This is a genomic window from Paenibacillus sp. JL3B1040, from assembly GCF_057063165.1.
The window spans coordinates 3,883,303-3,900,750 of the sequence record NZ_CM169317.1 but is presented as its reverse complement, the minus strand read 5'-3'; the positions used below and the strand labels follow the sequence as shown (position 1 = coordinate 3,900,750).

Genomic DNA, 17,448 nt, shown 5'->3' with positions numbered 1-17,448 from the left:
TACGAAACAGGCGTTTACGAAACGCTCTTGCCTTTTGAGGCGAGGGGAAGTACAATAAAAGCAAATTAACTTGTACGTACATTATTGATAAATTTGTCGAAAACAGTATATAGGTATGTACAAGTTAGCAAGCAGTTGATTTCTATATTTTAGGAGGCGCTTTGGCATGATGAAACTGAAACCGCATTCTTTTTGGTTTGTGACCGGCAGCCAGCATTTGTACGGACCCGAGACGTTGGAGGAGGTGGCGGCCCACTCCCGCATCATCGCGGAGCAACTGGATAAAGATCCGGCGATCGGGTATTCGGTGGTTTTTAAGCCGATCGTGACGACCTCGGACGAGATCTACAAGCTGATTCTGGCCGCAAACGGTGACGAGACCTGCGCGGGGATCATCACCTGGATGCATACGTTCTCGCCGGCCAAGATGTGGATTGCCGGCTTGTCCCAGCTGCAAAAGCCGCTGCTGCATTTCCATACGCAGTTTAACCGCGATATTCCGTGGGAAACGATCGACATGGACTTCATGAACCTGAACCAATCCGCCCACGGCGACCGCGAGTACGGCCATATCGGCGCCCGGCTCGGCATCGCCCGCAAAATCGTGGTCGGCCATTGGGAAGACGACGAAGTGCGCGGCTCGATCGCCGGCTGGATGCGGACGGCGGCCGCTTACGCGGAAAGTCGCCAGCTCAAGGTGGCCCGCTTCGGCGACAACATGCGCGAGGTGGCGGTGACGGAAGGCGACAAGGTCGAAGCGCAAATCAAGTTCGGCTGGTCGGTGAACGGGTATGGCGTCGGCGATCTGGTGCAGGTGGTAAGCGAAGTCAGCGATGCGGAAGCCGAAGCGCTGCTGAAGGAGTACGCCGAGCAGTACGCGATTACGAAAGCGGGCTTAAGCAGCGGGCCGGTTCGCGAATCCATCGCCTATCAGGCGAAGCTTGAAATCGCCATGAAACGTTTTTTGGAGCAAGGCGGCTTTGGCGCGTTTACGACGACGTTCGAGGACCTGCACGGGCTCAAGCAGCTTCCGGGTCTGGCCGTGCAGCGGCTGATGGAGGCCGGCTACGGCTTCGGCGGCGAAGGCGACTGGAAAACCGCGGCCCTAACGCGCGTGCTGAAGGTGCTGGCGAACAACAAGAGCACGTCCTTCATGGAGGATTACACGTATCATTTCGAGCCGGGCAACCACATGATTCTTGGCGCGCACATGCTGGAGGTGTGCCCTACGATTGCGGCGACGAAGCCGACGATCGAGGTGCACCCGCTGGGCATCGGCGGCAAAGCCGATCCGGCGCGGATGGTGTTCGACGGCCAGGCCGGTCCGGCGGTTAACGCTTCGCTGGTCGATCTGGGTCATCGCTTCCGGCTGCTGATCAACGTGGTGGACGGCGCGAAGGTGGAGAAGCCGATGCCGAAGCTGCCGGTGGCCCGCGTGTTGTGGAAGCCGCAGCCTTCGCTGCGCGAATCGGCGGAAGCTTGGATTTTGGCCGGCGGGGCGCATCATACGGTGCTGTCTTACGCGATTACGGCCGAAAACTTGAACGATTGGGCGGAAATGGCCGGCATCGAAGCGGTGATTATCGACAAGGATACTTCGTTACCGCGCTTTAAGAACGAGTTGCGCTGGAGCGATGCGGCCTATCGGCTGCGTTAATCGAAACTTAATAGGAGGGGAACCGGCCCTCTGCGTTCGCCCGGCCTATGTTACAATAACGGGTAGTCAATAGAACGGCGGCATTGGTGAAGGGTGGACGAAACATGAATGACCGGAAAATTCCGAAATATTTGCAGCTCAAAAACGAATTATTGTCTTGGCTTGAGCAAGGAAAGCTTCAGCCCGGAAAGCAGGTTCCCTCGGAGAACGAGATCGCGGAGCAGTTCGGCTTAAGCCGGCAGACGGTACGGCAAACCTTTGGCGAGTTGGAGAAAGACGGCTGGCTGGAGCGCATCCAGGGCAAAGGTACCTTCGTCCGGAATCCCGGACGGCGGGAGGGCGAAGCGGTCAAGACGATCGGGATTATGACAACGTATATCTCCGATTATATTTTTCCCCATATCGTTCGCGGGGCGGAAGCGGAGCTGCGCCAGCACGGGTATCGCCTGCTGCTGTCGAGCACGGACAACACGAAGGAGAAGGAGATGGACAGCCTGCAGCTCATGACGAGCCAGCCGCTCAGCGGACTGATCATCGAGCCGACAAAAAGCGCGGAGGGCAACCCGAATTTGGGGTATTTTTTGGAGCTGCAGGAGAAGGGTATTCCTTATTTGATGATCAACGAAAAATACCGGGAACTGGAATGTCCCTGTCTGAAGGTGAACGACGAGGCGGGGGGCCGGAAGGCGGCGCGTTACCTGCTGGAGAAGGGGCACCGGCAGATCGCCGGGTTCTTCAAAAGGGATGACTTGCAGGGCGTGAACCGGCTGAAGGGGTTCCTGTCCGCCCATCGGGATTTCGGGGTTGCGGTATCGCCGCAGCATGTGGTGACGTTTACGACGGAGCAAAAAGGCGAGTACGCCTATCAAAAAGCGCTTGAGCTGCTTCAGAGAACGCCGGAGCAGCGGCCGACCGCGCTGGTGTGCTACAACGACGAATTGGCGGTACTGCTGATGGACGCCGCGGCCGCCTGCGGCTTGCGGGTTCCTGAGGACTTGTCCGTCATCGGCTTCGACGATTCCAGCTTGGCGGCGGCCTCGGGCACGAAGCTGACGACGCTGACCCATCCCAAAACGGCGATGGGCGAGCAAGCCGCCCGCCAGTTGATCGGAATGATTGAGCGGGGAGAAGCGCCGGGCGATACGGTATTCGAACCGGAGCTGATGGAGCGGGATTCGGTGCTGGAGCTAACGGAACGGAAATAAACGGGAATGGGACAACTCGGCGGTATCTCCGTCCTGCTGTAGTTCGGCGGGGCGGTGCCGCTTCGGGTTGAAGCAAGTGCTTGGTAACTTGTACGTACCTTTTGTTGGATAGATAACACGGGAAGTGGAAAGGGGTTGGATCAAGCATGTTGGAAGCCTTAAAGCAGCAGGTGTGGGAAGCCAATTTGGAGCTGCCGAAGTATGGTCTGGTCACGTTTACGTGGGGGAATGTCAGCGGGATCGACCGGGAAAGCGGATTGTTTGTCATTAAACCAAGCGGCGTGCCGTATGAGGAATTAAAGCCGGAACACATGGTCGTCGTCGATCTGGAAGGCAACGTGGTGGAGGGGAACCTGCGTCCGTCCTCCGATACGCCGACGCACCTGGTGCTGTACCGCGAGTTCCCCGACATCGGCGGGGTCGTGCACACGCATTCCCCTTGGGGAACCAGTTGGGCCCAAGCGGGGCGTGCGCTGCCGGCGTACGGAACGACGCATGCGGATTATTTCTACGGTGAGATTCCGGTGACACGGCCGATGACGCGGGAAGAAATCGAAGGCGCTTACGAGCTGGAGACAGGCAACGTGATCGTGGAGCGGTTTGCCGAGCTTTGCCTTAACCCGAACCAGGTGCCGGGGGTGCTCGTGCACTCGCATGCGCCGTTCGTATGGGGCAAGGACGCGCATAACGCCGTTCATAACGCGGTTGTGCTGGAAGAGGTGGCGAAGATCGCCGCCCGCATGCTGCAGATCCATCCGGATACGCCGGCGATGGATCAGACTTTGCTGGACCGGCATTTTTTGCGGAAGCATGGAGCGAATGCCTATTACGGGCAGAAATAACGGGGAGGGATTACGATGAGCATGGGAAAAAAATACACGATCGGCGTCGACTACGGCACCCAGTCCGGACGCGCCGTGTTGGTTGATCTGTCGGACGGCCGGGAGGTCACCGACCACGTCACGCCGTATCCGCACCACGTCATCGACGAGCGGCTGCCCGGCTCCGGGGTCAGGCTGGAGCACGATTGGGCCTTGCAGCATCCCGGCGATTATCTGGAGGTGCTGAGGCGCTCCGTACCTGCGGTGCTGAAGGAATCGGGGATCGATCCGGCGGATGTGATCGGGATCGGGATCGATTTTACCGCCTGCACGATGCTGCCGGTGGACGCGCAAGGTCAGCCGCTTAGCTTCGATCCGGCGCTGGCCGACAACCCGCATAGCTGGGTGAAGCTGTGGAAGCACCATGCGGCCCAGCCGGAGGCCGACAAGATCAACGCGATCGCGGCCGCGCGGGGAGAGGCATTTTTGCCGCGGTACGGGGGGAAGATTTCGTCCGAATGGATGATCGCCAAGGTATGGCAAATCCTTGACGAAGCGCCGGAGATCTACGAGAAGACCGACCGATTTCTGGAAGCGACCGATTGGGTCATCGCGCAAATGACCGGCAACATCGTCCGCAACAGCTGTACGGCGGGCTATAAAGCGATATGGCATAAGCAGGACGGATATCCGAGCAAGGCGTATTTCAAGGCGCTGGATCCCCGGCTGGAGGATTTGACGGATACGAAGCTGCGCGGCGACGTAATTCCGCTCGGGACCAACGCGGGCGGACTTCTGCCGGAGATGGCCGAGATGATGGGTCTTACGCCGGGCATCGCCGTGGCGGTGGGCAACGTGGACGCCCATGCGGCCGTGCCGGCCGTCGGCGTCGTTACGCCGGGCAAGCTGGTGATGGCGATGGGCACGTCGATTTGCCACATGCTGCTGGGGACGGAAGAGAAGCAGGTGGAAGGCATGTGCGGCGTGGTCGAAGACGGGATCATCCCGGGCTTGTACGGCTATGAGGCCGGGCAGTCGGCCGTGGGCGACATCTTCGAATGGTACGTCGAAGAAGCGTTGCCGGCGTACGTGAAGCAAGCGGCGGAGAAGGAGGGCCTGAACGTCCACCAATGGCTGGAGCGGGAAGCCGCCGCGTACAAACCGGGGCAAACCGGCCTCCTCGCGCTCGATTGGTGGAACGGCAACCGGTCCGTGCTGGTGGATACCGATTTGACCGGCCTGATCCTGGGGATGACGCTGCTGACCAAACCGCAGGAAATTTACCGGGCGCTACTGGAGGCTACCGCCTTCGGCACGCGCAAAATCGTCGACGCGTTTGATCGGAACGGCGTGCGGGTGGACGCGTTGTACGCCTGCGGCGGGCTGCCGCAGAAAAACCGCCTGCTGATGCAAATCTATGCGGATGTGACGAACCGCGAGATTTTTGTGGCGGATTCCAAGCAGACGCCGGCTCTCGGCGCGGCGATGTTCGCCGCTGTGGCCGCCGGTGCGAAGTCCGGCGGGTACGATTCGATCCTGGACGCGGCCGGGAAAATGGCCCGGGTCAAGGAGGAAACGTTCAAGCCGATTCCGGCGCACGTGGAAGTGTACGAGAAGCTGTACCAGGAGTACAGCAAGCTGCACGACTACTTCGGCCGCGGCGAAAACGACGTGATGAAGCGGCTGAAGCGGATTAAGAAAGCGGCGGAGTAAGAGTGGCGAATGGGCGGAGCGATGGATGAGCGGGTAACGGTAACGCCCCGCCGGCGTTTCAGGACGTTAGGTGACGTTTCAGAACTTCGCAGGGTGTTGTAGGGCATTTTGCAAGTAATATGGGGAATCCGAAGGAGTTTTCAGAAAATTTCGGTATTTGCAGGAAGTCGATGGATGGCCTAAGGAGGGGATACCATGTTGCAAGACTGGCAACTGGGGCAGTTGAAGGTGATAGAACTAGATCGGGGGGTGATCCGCAAGGTTGCTCTTTATTTGCGGGAACACGGCTATGATCGCGTCCTGCTGGTGGCGGACGACCACACGTATGCGGCGGCGGGGAAACAGCTGAACGGCCTATTGGGGGCCGAAGGGGTGGACGCGCGCGTCTGCCTTATTCAACCGGACGCGTTGGGCGACGTGGTGGCCGACGAGATGGCAATCGTTCAGCTGCTGCTTGAGATTCGCCCCGAGGAGACGGACGCGTTGCTCGCGGTGGGCTCCGGGACGATTCACGACATCGTCCGGTTTGCCGCCCACAAGACCGGCAAGCCGTTCGTGTCGGTGCCGACGGCGCCGTCCGTGGATGGTTTCACCTCCGCGGGCGCGCCGCTCATCCTGCGCGGGGTCAAGAAGACGGTACCGGCCGTGCCGCCGGTTGCGATTTTCGCCGACCTCGACGTCCTTATGGCGGCCCCGCAGCGGCTGGTCGCCGCCGGCTTTGGCGATATGCTCGGCAAGTACACCTCTCTGTTCGACTGGAAATTCTCCCATCTGACGGCGGGGGAACCTTATGACGAACAGGCGGCGGCGATTACCGAGCGCGCGCTTTTGAACTGCGTGGCGCACGCCGATGCGATCGGCGCGCGCACGGAAGAAGGGATCCGCGCCTTGATGACGGCGCTGATCGAATCGGGCATCGCCATGCTGCTGTTCGGGCAGTCGCACCCGGCCTCGGGCGCCGAGCACCATCTCTCCCATTACTGGGAGATGGAGTACCTGCGCCTGGGCCGACGGGCGCTGCTGCACGGCGCCAAAGTCGGCGTTGCCTGCGCCGAGATCGCCCGCGCGTACCACGCCGCGGGCGAAGGGACCTTCCCGGGCGCCGAGCCCGCGGCGCTCCGGGAACACGGGGAGCAGGTCCGCGCCTGGCTGCGGGACCTGCCCGGCGAAGCCGAGCTCCGCGGCCTGCTGCGCAAGGCCGGCGGGCCGGCGACCCTCGCCGAGCTGGGCGTCGGCGAGGAGCTGTTCGCGCGCAGCCTGCGCGAAGCCCACCGCGTGCGCGACCGCCGCACGCTGCTGCGGGCGCTGAACGAGGCGGAGCAGGCCTAGCGCGCGAACCGTCCCGCGGCCGGGCCTGGCGCCTCGGCCGCGGCAAACGAGCCGGCTGAACCTCCCGTTGTGGTGAGGTTCAGCCGGCTCGTGCCTCTTTTGCGCGAAATAACGGTAATAAATCACCTTATTTCGCCCGGGCACCGATTTTTTTGCGGAATAGCGCCAAAAAATCACCTTATTTACCCGGACAATCACCCCAAAGGAGGGTTCGGGGCAATATAAGACTAAAAAATCACCTTATTTCCGTCAAAACCCACTAGCGTTGCATTAAAATTCGCAGACAAAAAAGAAGACATCTCCTATTGTTGAGTTAACCACGCGTTATCCATAAAACGCCTCAACAATAAGGAGATGACTATGGATAACGTACCGAATCAAACCGTCATTTGTCAATGTCTGAAACTGTTAAATGTGGATTCTTCCCGGGATGCAACTTTAGACTATCGGTCTCGGAAATTATTTGTCGGCGCTTCGACGCTCTTGTTTATCGAAGCTCAGTTGCACCAGCGCAGTTCTTACAAAGTCATGTCAGAGCATTTAGCCGCCAATCGCGAATTTCAGAAACTGCTGAAACTCGAAAGCATAAGTGCTGCCCAGTTATCGCGGAAAATGAAGCGGCTGCCTATGGCCAACCTTCAAACCCTTTTTTTCTCGATCATCGAGCAAATCAAGCAAAGAACAAAGGATTTAAAAGGGGTGACTCCTGGCATGGGTAGGCTCAAACTCATCGATTCGACGGGGATTACCTTGCCGCCTATTCTCGCGAAATGGTGCTACTGCTCAGAGACGAATCATGGCGTGAAGATGCACACTTCCTTGGTTGTCATGGATTCCAAAACCATGTATCCGGACAAAATCATCGCTTCCACCAAGGACGTCGCGGACCATGAAGTGGCTCTGGAATTTACGATCGCCAAAGACGCGACTTACGTGATGGATCGCGGCTACCAAGTATATAAGCATTTTCAGAAATGGCTAAAGGACAAAATCAAGTTTGTCTGCCGCGTCAAGGAAAATAGCCGACTAACGGTCATCCGAGAAAGGGAACTGCCCAAAAGACAGAAGGGATTCATCCGAGATGCCGACGTGAAACTTCCGGACTTTCCCGGGATCTTTCGCTTAATCGAGTTTTGCGATGACCAGAAGCGAACCTATTGTCTTGTAACGAATCGCTTCGACTTGTCTGCGCACCAAATCGCTGAGGTTTACCGAAATCGCTGGCATATCGAGTTGTTTTTCAAGTGGGTCAAACAGCATATTCGATTGGTCAAACCGCATGGTTATACGCCCGAAGCGATATGGAACCAAATGTATATTGCTTTGATCGCCTATGCGTTATGTTTACTTGTTAAACTAACTCTGAACTGTAAGAAATCAGCGTGGGATCTGCTCCAACTGATGCGAATCTATGCGGAAAAACCATGGGACGATTTTTTAGTAGCGATCTACCGCAAGCCAACGCGAACATCGAAGGGACGACCTAAGCGAAATGGTAGGCCCCCGAAAAAGGCAACGAAGTCAATGGAGCCGAAACTGATCGTACGCTAATGACAAATGAAAATTAAAAAAATGGATAACTCGTGGATCTATTCCCCCTTAGCCATTTTAGTTTATCCAGAGGAAACAAAGATGTAAAAATATTCATTTTATTGATATCAATTCAATTCTATCGTGACGAAAATTACTTAATGCAACGCTAGTGGTCAAAACCTCCGTTTTGTCCGAAATAAGGTGATTTTTTAACGCTATCGTCCACCGAGCGACACCGCTCTCTCCTGCACGCCCATCAAATCCAGCAAAGCGCGGAGCGCGCTGGTCGGGTGGGCGTTTTTGCGGTAGAGGAGTTCGGTCTTCATGTGACGCATCGATTCGGGGATCTCATGAATCCGTACGGCGCCGTCCTGCTCCTGCTTCTCGGCGACGATCCGAGGAACCAGCGAGATGCCGAGTCCGGCCGATACGCCGCCGAGGATGGCTTCCAGCGTGCCGAACTCCATCGTCCCGACGTAAGTTCTGCCGCGAGACTGCCGCATGTCTTCCAGCATTTCGCGGTAAGCGCAGCCTCGGCTGTAGACCAGGCTCGGTTTCGTCAGCGCTTCGTCGAGGTTATCAATGCCCGGCGGAGAAATGACGACAACCTCCTCGTCGAACACGGGAAGGGAGGTCAGCTCGTCATGGACGTACCGGAAATTGCCGAAGGCTACGTCCAGCTCGTATTGCAGCACCTTCTCCGCCAAGCGGTCGGAGAGGTCGGTCGTCAGCGTTAACTCCACTTTCGGGTACATTTCGTAATACCTGCTCAGCAGCTTGGGCAAACGGACGGCCGCCGTCGTCTGCGTCGAGCCGATCAACAGCGGGCCGGTGGGCTCGCCGGAGAAGGAGAGCGCCGCCGCCGCTTCGTCCAGCAGGCCGATGATTTTGTCGGCGTAATCCAGCAGCATTTTACCGCTGGAGGTTAAGGTGATACCGCGGTTATGACGGTAAAACAACCCCGTCCCCAGTTCCGACTCGAGCTGCCGGATGCGGGCGGTCACGTTGGACTGCACGTAGCCAAGCCGGGCGGCGGCTTTCGTAATCGAGCCCTCCCGGGCGACCGCTTGAAAAATACGCAAATCCGCGCTTCCCATGGCGGGGTCCTCCTTTATCTAAGGTATCACTAAAAGTGATATCAAGTATCTTTACCAATCATTATACATAATGGAATACCTCCCTTACAATACAAACATGACTTACACCCTGGGAGGAAGAGCTTCATGTCGATTTACAAATATACAAGTTTACTGCTGTTAACCACCTTCTTGATGGGGACGGCCTATCCCGTTGCCAAGCTGGGGATGATGCATACGACGCCCCTCATGCTTATGGGAATCCGCTTCGTGTTCGCCGGGGGGCTGCTGGCCTTGTTCAGCGCCAACAAACCACAGCCTAAGGGAGCAAAGGCATGGCTGCAAATCTTGGCGCTTGGTTTGTTCCAATCGGTTGGGGTAATGGGGTTCACCGCTTACAGCATGCGATGGATCACCTCCGGGGAGTCGGCGATTATCTCAAGTACCAGCCCGCTGATGCTGATCGTATGGGGAGCGTTGATGGGCACCGCTTACCGCGTAAGGCAATGGTTCGGCTTGGTGATCGGCTTTATTGGGGTCGTGATCACTTTTGGCCTGCACATGAGCTTGGATCCCGGCACCGTGCTTGCTTTAGCGGGAGCGGTCTGCTTCACGATCGCCACGCGGATGATCCATCGGATGGGTCCGGCATTTGACAAAAGAGTGCTGGCCGCCTACCAAATGCTGGCAGGCGGCGTTATGCTGCTGATCCTTAGCTTTGCGGGGGAGAAGCCAACCTTCGAACTGAACATCACGTCGGGCTTGGTGGTCGTATGGTTGGTGCTCTTCTGCTCCATCGTCCAATTTACCCTCTGGTTCTATTTGCTTAGCCATAGCGATCCGGGAAAAACCAGCTCGTTCCTGTTCCTCGTGCCGATCTTCAGCGTCATCTGCAGTTGGCTGCTGCTTGGCGAGCACATCGCTGGGTACGTTTACGTCGGCGGAGCCTTGACTTGTGCGGGCGTCTTTCTGGTGAATTGGCAGGGGAACGGCAAGCCGCAAGCCGAGGCAGCAAATGCAGCAAATGCAGCAAAGGAAGCAAAAGCAGCAAAAGAAGCAAAAGAAGCAAAAGCAGCGAGTTCGCTTCGGATGAAGGAGGAGATGTAAACATGAGTTACCTTAACAAGGTGGTTCTGGTTACCGGCGGCGGCACGGGGATTGGCCGGGCTACGGCCATGCTGCTGGCCGAACGCGGGGCGATCGTCGCCGTGAACTATTCCCGTTCGGCGGCGGAGGCCGAAGAGACGGTGCAGGCCATCCGGCAATTCGGCGGCCGGGCGGTTGCGATTCGGGCCGATGTGGCCCGGACTGCCGAGGTCGTCTCGATGGTGGAACAAATCGTCCAGGCATTCGGGACGATCGATTACCTGGTCAACAACGCCGGCATCACCCGGTATATCGCCATGGACGATCTGGAGGCGGTTACGGAGGAGGCGTGGGACGATCTGTTCGCGGTGAACGTCAAGGGCATGTTCAACTGCGCGCGGGCAGCCGCACCGTACTTGAAGGCCGGCAAAGGAGCGATCGTCAACGTCGGCAGCATCGCCGGGATCACTGGGAAAGGCTCCTCGCTTCCTTATGCGGTATCCAAGGCGGCCGTGCATGGCTTGACCAAATCGCTGGCCCATGCCTTGGCGCCGGACGTACGGGTCACCGGCGTAGCGCCCGGGGCCGTGGAGACGCGTTGGTGGGCCGGGAAGGAGGAGCGGATGCGGGGCTTGATGACACAATTGCCTTTGGACCGGATCAGCGCGCCGGAGGAGATTGCCGCACTTATCGCCGCGCTGCTGGAGCAGCCCTCCCTGACCGGGCAAATCCTCACCGCCGACAACGGTCAGACCCTATAAGTTTATTTTGCGCATGACAAAAAACAGCCTTCAGGCCAAGTGACCTGCAGGCTGTTTTTCAGTTATTCCGCCCTTACATCGTACAACACCCGGGCCAGCAAATCCTGGCTGTAATTGCCGAAATTCCTGCCGAAGATCGTCAAGCCCCGCTTGTTGATCGGCTTGTCGGTAACGGCGATGCGGAACGACAGTTCGCTCTTGTAATCCAGGTTGATTTGTTCCAGCGTGACGTCGGAAATTCGGCATCCGTCAATAAAGCTGCCCTCGTTGTTGATGCGGATCAGCTTGAGCATCCCGTATTGGTTCAGATGCGGCGGCCACCAATCCGGGTTAAACGTGCCGCGCGCGTCGCCGAAATCGCCCGGACTCGTCCAAGAACCGATTTCCACGCCGTTCAAATAGAAATAGATGTCGGACGGGTAGTTATCGCAATATCCGGGAGCCTCCGAGCCGAGCTCCATCGAGAATTGAATTTCCCGGAACGTCTGGTTCGGCTTGAGGTAATTCGGAATGCGGTACTCCAGAAAACCCTCGGACAACCAAATGATCTCCGAATCGATCCGCTGCGGATCGGCGAAGTAACGGGGATCGTCGAAGTCGCCGATGATGCTGTCCTTCGTGGCGAGCCCGCAGGTAGGGAGTGCCTGGTAATTGCTGTAGTGTCCCACCTGAATCTCCACTTCGTATAAATTGTCGACATCCTTGCTCCGCAGGTCGACCATCAGCTTGTCTTTGTTCAAATAACAAATCTTCTGGATGCCGTGTTTGCCAACCGAAGTATTAATCTCGATTAGGCCGCTCTCCTCCAGCTTCTTGATGTGCATCGTAATGGCCCCGTTGCTCAAGCCTAGCTTGGTGGCCAGGTCGTTCAGGTTTAAGGCGGGGTTCTTGGCCAACAGTTCGAGGATTTGAATCCTGATCTCCGAGCTTAACGCTTTAAAAATGTCGATCCCGCTCATCAAATCCTTAATATAGATCATCGGATAATCGAACCTTCTTCCAATAGAATGATGGGTTGTTTTATTTTAGAATATTATAAACTAACTCGGTCGTTTAATAAAGCATTAAATCAAAAATTGTAAAAATAGTTCAAAAAATAGCTTAATTTTGTAATAAATAAATGCTTATCTTTAGAACTTCCTAAATCAAATTTCACAACTTTATTGAAATTACAAGCTAATTACAAGGTTTTTCATGTCCGAAAAGATGGTTTATATCGTTAATTTTATAAAAGATTAAAATGTTTTAGATATATATATTTACAACCCAGATTTCATATGTTATTTTATACCTGTAAACGGATTCATTCAAGACTATTCGAATTATTTTATTATTTTCTAAAACGGAAGGTGGTCAACATGTCATCAGCAGCGCCGCGAGCAACGATGGTCGTAGACAAAGCCTTTAGGATCGCGGAAGTGGACCGGCGGATTTATGGCTCCTTCATTGAGCATTTAGGCCGAGCGGTATACGGAGGGATCTATGAGCCTTCGCATCCGGCCGCCGACCGCTTGGGTTTCCGAAACGACGTGAAAGAGCTGGTCAAACAGCTGAACGTTCCGATCATCCGGTATCCCGGCGGGAATTTCGTATCCGGGTACAACTGGGAGGACGGGGTCGGTCCGGTCGACACGCGGCCGAAACGCCTGGAACTCGCCTGGAGGACGGTCGAGCCCAATTGGGTCGGCACGAACGAATTTGCCGCATGGGCCAAGGAGGTTGGCTCGGACGTGATGATGGCGGTGAACCTCGGTACCCGCAGTGTCGACGCCGCCCGCAATTTGCTGGAGTACTGCAACCATCCGGGCGGCAGCTATTGGAGCGATTTGCGCCGCAGCCACGGTTACGAGCAGCCGCATAAGATCAAGACCTGGTGCCTGGGCAATGAGATGGACGGTCCGTGGCAAATCGGTCAGAAGACGCCGCAGGAATACGGCCGGCTCGCCTGCGAGACCGCGAAGGCGATGCGGTTGCTCGATCCCGATATCGAACTGGTGTCCTGCGGGAGCTCCAGTTCGTCGATGCCTACGTTCCCCGAATGGGAAGCGGTGACGCTGGACCACACCTATGAGGTTGCCGACTACATCTCTTTGCATCAATACTACGGCAACCGGGACAACGACTCCGCGAATTACCTGGCCCGCTCGATGGACATGGATCATTTCATCCGTACGGTGATCGCGACCTGCGATTACGTCAAAGCGAAGAAGCGCAGCAAAAAGACGATGCACCTCAGCTTCGACGAGTGGAACGTCTGGTACCATTCCAACGACGCCGACGCCAAGCTGGAGCCTTGGGGAATTGCACCGCCGCAGTTGGAAGACGTTTACAACTTCGAGGACGCCCTGCTGGTCGGAAGCATGTTGATTACGTTCTTGCGCCATGCGGATCGGGTGAAGATGGCCTGCATGGCCCAATTGGTAAACGTCATCGCTCCGATCATGACGGAGAATGGCGGGCGGTCCTGGAGGCAGACGATCTTCTATCCCTACATGCATGCATCGGTCTTTGGACGAGGGGTGTCGCTGCAGCCGGTCGTCGACTCTCCGGTATACGACGCCAAGGACTATACCGATGTGCCTTATTTGGACAGCGCCGTCGTGTATAACGAGGCCGACGAGACGCTGACGATTTTTGCGGTGAACCGCCACCTGGGCGAAGCCCTTGAACTGGATTGCGACATCCGCGGGTTTGAAGGCTACCGACTGATCGAGCATCTCGTGCTGGAGCACGAGGACCTCAAGGCCGTGAACACGGCGGACCGGGAGAACGTCAAACCGCATGCGGGAGGGGATGCGGCCTGCCGGGACGGTTACGTCAAGGCGCGGTTAGCCAAAGCCTCCTGGAACGTGATTCGTTTGGGCAAACCGAGATCGTCATGAACATGAAACGGCGCTCCCCGGGGGGAGGCCGTTTGATCTCCCGATGAATGACATGAGCTATGCACAACAGGTGAGCGCTTCTGATGGCCAATGCTTTAACGCCGGGTTGACTAGAAGTGAGAGAAACGGACTGTACATGGAGTGTGTAGATTTTATTTTGTCAGGGAGGGTCAAGGATGAAGAAAAAGGGATGGATTTTGCTTTTGGTGTTAACGATGGCCACATGGTTATGGGGCTGCGGCAAGGCATCGACGACGGCCGGGGGCGAAACCTCCGTGCTGGACGGCGGTGCGGGAGAAAGTGCGACAGAGCTGTCCTATTGGACGTTCGTGGAGCTGCATGGGCAGCATTTTGAGAAAATGCTGGAGAAATGGAACGCCGCCAATCCGGATCGGCAAATCAAGCTGAACGTCACTGTCATGCCTTACGATGACATGCACAACAAATTGTCGATTGCCGTGCAGACGGGCGTCGGCGCGCCGGATATCGCCGACATCGAGTTGGGTAAGTTCCCGGACTTCTTGGCCGGGACGCCGCAACTGGTCGAATTGAACGATGTCATCGACCCGTACCGGGACACGATCGTCAAATCCAGAATCGACCTTTACAGCAAGGATGGCAAGAATTACGGCGTTCCAACCCACGTTGGGGCTTCGGTCGCTTTTTACAATACGGAAATCCTGGAAGAGGCAGGAGTGGATTACAAGACGATCGTCACCTGGGAAGATTTCAAGCAAGCCGGAATCCAGGTTTACGAGAAAACCGGGAAGTACATGGGAACCGCCGATACGAGCGCGACCTGGCAAACTTCCCAACTGCTGGCGCAGCAAGGGACGGATTTCACGGACGACGCCGGGAACCCGGTCGTTAATTCGGAAGCGATGGTCAAGGCGCTTACTCTGCTGAAAGACCTGCAGGACAACAATGTCATCGCCACGATCGCCGGCGGACAGCCGGATACGGAAGAAGCTTACGGGGAGTTTAACGCAGGCAACTATGCAACCGCATTCATGCCGCTGTGGCAAATGTCGAGATATACGAACTACATGACGGATCTATCCGGCAAGATCGCGATCGCGCCGATTCCGGTCATCGAGAAAGGCATGCCGCGCTCGGTGGGCGGCGGCGGAACCGGAACCGTCGTGACCCAAACGGCGAAAGACATTGAGCTTGCCAAGGATTTCCTGGCTTTTGCCAAATTGTCGGAGGATGCCAATATCGAAATCTGGAACACGTTGGGCTTTGATCCGGTGAATATGGACGTTTGGGAAATGAAGGATGTCACCCATAACCCGGATAACCAATTTGTCCAATACTTCGTAAACAATCCGTTTGACGTGCTGGCCGACATCAAGGACGAAATTCAATTGATCAAATCGACCTCGGCTTCGCCAACCATCAACAATGTGCTTTGCACGGTCACGCTGAACGAAATTTTTGAAGACGGCAAAGAGATCAAGCAAGCCCTGGACGATGCGCAAGCGCAAATCGAGCAAGAGCTGAAGTAATGCCAAATCGATTGAAATAAGCGGCGAGCTACTCCATCCGGAGTAGCTCTGTTTAAAAAGGGGTAGGGCGATGGTCAAAAAATTCCTATACTCGCAAAAGGTTGCTCCTTACGTATTTGTTCTGCCGTTCGTGCTCGTTTTCCTCATCTTTTGGGTGTACCCGCTGGTCAGCTCCTTCGGGATGAGCTTCCAGAAAGTCACTTTGGGGCAGGAAGCGGCTTGGATCGGCGTAGACAATTACGAGAAATTGATGGGCGACGGCATTTTCCTCAAAGCGGTTGGCAACAGCGCGATCTACATGGTGTTGACTTTAGTGATCCTGATTCCGTTTCCGATGTTGTTCGCCGTATTGATCAACAACAAATTCATGTGGGCCCGGGAATTTTTCAAATCCTCGTTTTTCTTCCCGGCCCTAACCTCGGTTGTCGTCGCCGGGACCATTTTCCGGCTGATGTTCGGGGAAATGGAAGGCTCTTTGATCAACAGCTTTTTGGGATGGTTCGGCGTGGAGCCGATCAAGTTCCTGAAAGGGCAGGCGACCGGGTTCATCGCGTTATTGGCTTTGGCGACCTGGAGATGGACCGGGGTGAACATGCTGTACTTCTTATCCGGGCTTAAGAGCATTCCCGACGAATATTATGAAGCCGCTTCGATTGACGGGGCCTCTCCCTTCCAGCGATTTACGAAGATCACCATGCCGCTGTTGAAGCCGACGACGATTTACGTATTAACGATCAGCATTTATGCCGGTTTGGCGATGTTCATCGAAAGCATGATGCTCTGGAACGGCAACAACTCTCCGAAGAATATCGGTTTGACGATCGTCGGCTATTTGTACCGCCAAGGGATCGAGAAGAACAACTTGGGGTATGCGGCCGCCGTCGGCATCGTGCTTCTGGTCATTACGATGGTCATCAATCTGACGCAGTTGTCTTTTACCGGCATGTTTAAGAAGGAGGAGGAAGCATGACGAAATCGGCCCGCGGCTTGCCGCTCAAAATCGTCCTGTTCGTGTTTTTTGCCTTCTTGTGCGTGCTGATCCTTTTGCCGTTTTATGCCGTTACGCTCGCTTCGTTTAAGCCCGGAGAGGACTTGATCCGGTATGGGCTGAATCTGCGGTTCGATCTGTCTGTCATGAGCTTCGACAACTTCGTTTATCTGTTCACGGGGAATCATTCTTATTTCTTATGGTTTTTCAATTCGCTTCTGCTTACGGTCGTGCAGGTGGTCGTCACGCTGCTGGTCAGCGCCACGGTGGCGTACGGATTTTCGGCTTATGAATTCAAGGGAAAAAATGCCCTGTTCATCTGCGTGCTGCTGATCATGATGGTTCCGTTCGAAATCCTGCTGCTGCCGTTGTATACGTTAACGTACGATATCGGGCTGATGAACTCCTATTCGGCCATTATTCTGCCGGGGATCGCCAGCGCTGCGACGATCTTCTTCTTCCGGCAGTATCTGCGGGGAATTCCCCGGGAAATTATCGCCGCCGGCCGCGTCGACGGAGCAAGCGAATACGGGATTTACGTGCGGCTGATCCTGCCGGTCATGAAGCCTTCATTTGCGGCGATGGCGATTCTCAACGGCATGAACAGCTGGAACAATTTCCTGTGGCCGTTTATGGTTTTGAGCGACGCGAATAAATATACGCTGCCGATCGGACTCAAGACGCTGCTGACTCCTTACGGCAACAACTATGATTTGCTGATCGTGGGTTCTTTTTTCTCCATCATTCCGATCTTTATCCTGTTCGTCGCTTTCCAGAAATATTTTATCGACGGGATGACGGCGGGAGCGGTCAAGGGATAAAGCGGCTCGGCGCTGCTGACGTTTCGCGGACGGCCTGCGGCGCCCGGTCGATTTCATATCATATCAAC

General features: G+C 55.9%; 14 protein-coding genes. 12 read left to right on the top strand and 2 right to left on the bottom strand.

All coding sequences use genetic code 11. From position 1 onward, the window contains the following. The first annotated feature begins 166 nt into the window (after positions 1-166). From araA to ACZF99_RS17630, 6 genes are all read left to right on the top strand, one after another. The gene (gene araA / locus ACZF99_RS17655) at positions 167-1,657 is read left to right on the top strand and encodes an L-arabinose isomerase (RefSeq protein ID WP_483606377.1); all 1,491 of its coding nucleotides are present in this window, start codon (positions 167-169) and stop codon (positions 1,655-1,657) included. 104 nt (positions 1,658-1,761) lie between these two features. Continuing rightward, the gene (locus ACZF99_RS17650; protein WP_483606376.1) at positions 1,762-2,862 is read left to right on the top strand and encodes a substrate-binding domain-containing protein; all 1,101 of its coding nucleotides are present in this window, start codon (positions 1,762-1,764) and stop codon (positions 2,860-2,862) included. Positions 2,863-3,008: 146 nt separating this feature from the next. Next, positions 3,009-3,704 carry an L-ribulose-5-phosphate 4-epimerase gene (gene araD, locus ACZF99_RS17645; RefSeq protein WP_483606375.1) on the top strand — a complete coding sequence of 232 codons (696 nt, stop codon included), beginning with the start codon at positions 3,009-3,011 and terminating at the stop codon, positions 3,702-3,704. Between the two features lie 21 nt (positions 3,705-3,725). Then, on the top strand, positions 3,726-5,396 hold the full coding sequence (locus ACZF99_RS17640; RefSeq protein ID WP_483612813.1) for a ribulokinase: 1,671 nt from the start codon (positions 3,726-3,728) through the stop codon (positions 5,394-5,396). 195 nt (positions 5,397-5,591) lie between these two features. Beyond that, positions 5,592-6,725, top strand: a complete 1,134-nt coding sequence (locus ACZF99_RS17635) for a sn-glycerol-1-phosphate dehydrogenase (protein ID WP_483606374.1) — start codon at positions 5,592-5,594, stop codon at positions 6,723-6,725. A 360-nt stretch (positions 6,726-7,085) separates the two neighbouring features. Beyond that, positions 7,086-8,276, top strand: coding sequence for an IS4 family transposase (locus tag ACZF99_RS17630; protein ID WP_483606373.1), 1,191 nt, complete (start codon positions 7,086-7,088; stop codon positions 8,274-8,276). Between the two features lie 197 nt (positions 8,277-8,473). On the opposite strand, the gene ACZF99_RS17625 is transcribed toward ACZF99_RS17630, so the two are convergent. Next, positions 8,474-9,355, bottom strand: coding sequence for a LysR family transcriptional regulator (locus ACZF99_RS17625; RefSeq protein WP_483606372.1), 882 nt, complete (start codon positions 9,353-9,355; stop codon positions 8,474-8,476). A 126-nt stretch (positions 9,356-9,481) separates the two neighbouring features. On the opposite strand from ACZF99_RS17625, the gene ACZF99_RS17620 reads away from it, so the two are divergent. Both ACZF99_RS17620 and ACZF99_RS17615 read left to right on the top strand, forming a co-directional pair. Next, positions 9,482-10,441 carry a DMT family transporter gene (locus ACZF99_RS17620; RefSeq protein WP_483606371.1) on the top strand — a complete coding sequence of 320 codons (960 nt, stop codon included), beginning with the start codon at positions 9,482-9,484 and terminating at the stop codon, positions 10,439-10,441. 2 nt (positions 10,442-10,443) lie between these two features. Beyond that, on the top strand, positions 10,444-11,181 hold the full coding sequence (locus ACZF99_RS17615; RefSeq protein WP_483606370.1) for an SDR family NAD(P)-dependent oxidoreductase: 738 nt from the start codon (positions 10,444-10,446) through the stop codon (positions 11,179-11,181). A 62-nt stretch (positions 11,182-11,243) separates the two neighbouring features. On the opposite strand, the gene ACZF99_RS17610 is transcribed toward ACZF99_RS17615, so the two are convergent. After that, positions 11,244-12,161 (bottom strand): ArsR/SmtB family transcription factor, encoded by a 918-nt coding sequence (locus ACZF99_RS17610; protein WP_483606369.1) that lies wholly within the window; start codon positions 12,159-12,161, stop codon positions 11,244-11,246. Between the two features lie 378 nt (positions 12,162-12,539). Between ACZF99_RS17610 and arfA the strand changes: the two genes are divergently transcribed. The 4 genes from arfA (at position 12,540) to ACZF99_RS17590 (ending at position 17,380) form a co-directional block, all read left to right on the top strand. Then, positions 12,540-14,063, top strand: a complete 1,524-nt coding sequence (gene arfA, locus ACZF99_RS17605) for an arabinosylfuranosidase ArfA (RefSeq protein ID WP_483606368.1) — start codon at positions 12,540-12,542, stop codon at positions 14,061-14,063. Positions 14,064-14,239: 176 nt separating this feature from the next. Beyond that, positions 14,240-15,571, top strand: coding sequence for an ABC transporter substrate-binding protein (locus tag ACZF99_RS17600; protein WP_483606367.1), 1,332 nt, complete (start codon positions 14,240-14,242; stop codon positions 15,569-15,571). Positions 15,572-15,641: 70 nt separating this feature from the next. After that, on the top strand, positions 15,642-16,541 hold the full coding sequence (locus ACZF99_RS17595) for a carbohydrate ABC transporter permease (RefSeq protein WP_483606366.1): 900 nt from the start codon (positions 15,642-15,644) through the stop codon (positions 16,539-16,541). Next, complete coding sequence (locus ACZF99_RS17590; RefSeq protein ID WP_483606365.1) at positions 16,538-17,380, top strand: carbohydrate ABC transporter permease; 843 nt, start codon at positions 16,538-16,540, stop codon at positions 17,378-17,380. Before ACZF99_RS17595 ends, ACZF99_RS17590 begins: the two co-directional genes overlap by 4 nt. Positions 17,381-17,448: the final 68 nt, after the last annotated feature.

Excerpts from the sequence above, each read along its gene's own strand:
- araA (WP_483606377.1), top strand. The coding sequence starts at position 167 with ATGATGAAACTGAAACCGCATTCTTTTTGGTTTGTGACCGGCAGCCAG.
- ACZF99_RS17650 (WP_483606376.1), top strand. The coding sequence starts at position 1,762 with ATGAATGACCGGAAAATTCCGAAATATTTGCAGCTCAAAAACGAATTA.
- araD (WP_483606375.1), top strand. The coding sequence starts at position 3,009 with ATGTTGGAAGCCTTAAAGCAGCAGGTGTGGGAAGCCAATTTGGAGCTG.
- ACZF99_RS17640 (WP_483612813.1), top strand. The coding sequence starts at position 3,726 with ATGGGAAAAAAATACACGATCGGCGTCGACTACGGCACCCAGTCCGGA.
- ACZF99_RS17635 (WP_483606374.1), top strand. The coding sequence starts at position 5,592 with ATGTTGCAAGACTGGCAACTGGGGCAGTTGAAGGTGATAGAACTAGAT.
- ACZF99_RS17630 (WP_483606373.1), top strand. The coding sequence starts at position 7,086 with ATGGATAACGTACCGAATCAAACCGTCATTTGTCAATGTCTGAAACTG.
- ACZF99_RS17625 (WP_483606372.1), bottom strand. The coding sequence starts at position 9,355 with ATGGGAAGCGCGGATTTGCGTATTTTTCAAGCGGTCGCCCGGGAGGGC.
- ACZF99_RS17620 (WP_483606371.1), top strand. The coding sequence starts at position 9,482 with ATGTCGATTTACAAATATACAAGTTTACTGCTGTTAACCACCTTCTTG.
- ACZF99_RS17615 (WP_483606370.1), top strand. The coding sequence starts at position 10,444 with ATGAGTTACCTTAACAAGGTGGTTCTGGTTACCGGCGGCGGCACGGGG.
- ACZF99_RS17610 (WP_483606369.1), bottom strand. The coding sequence starts at position 12,161 with ATGATCTATATTAAGGATTTGATGAGCGGGATCGACATTTTTAAAGCG.
- arfA (WP_483606368.1), top strand. The coding sequence starts at position 12,540 with ATGTCATCAGCAGCGCCGCGAGCAACGATGGTCGTAGACAAAGCCTTT.
- ACZF99_RS17600 (WP_483606367.1), top strand. The coding sequence starts at position 14,240 with ATGAAGAAAAAGGGATGGATTTTGCTTTTGGTGTTAACGATGGCCACA.
- ACZF99_RS17595 (WP_483606366.1), top strand. The coding sequence starts at position 15,642 with ATGGTCAAAAAATTCCTATACTCGCAAAAGGTTGCTCCTTACGTATTT.
- ACZF99_RS17590 (WP_483606365.1), top strand. The coding sequence starts at position 16,538 with ATGACGAAATCGGCCCGCGGCTTGCCGCTCAAAATCGTCCTGTTCGTG.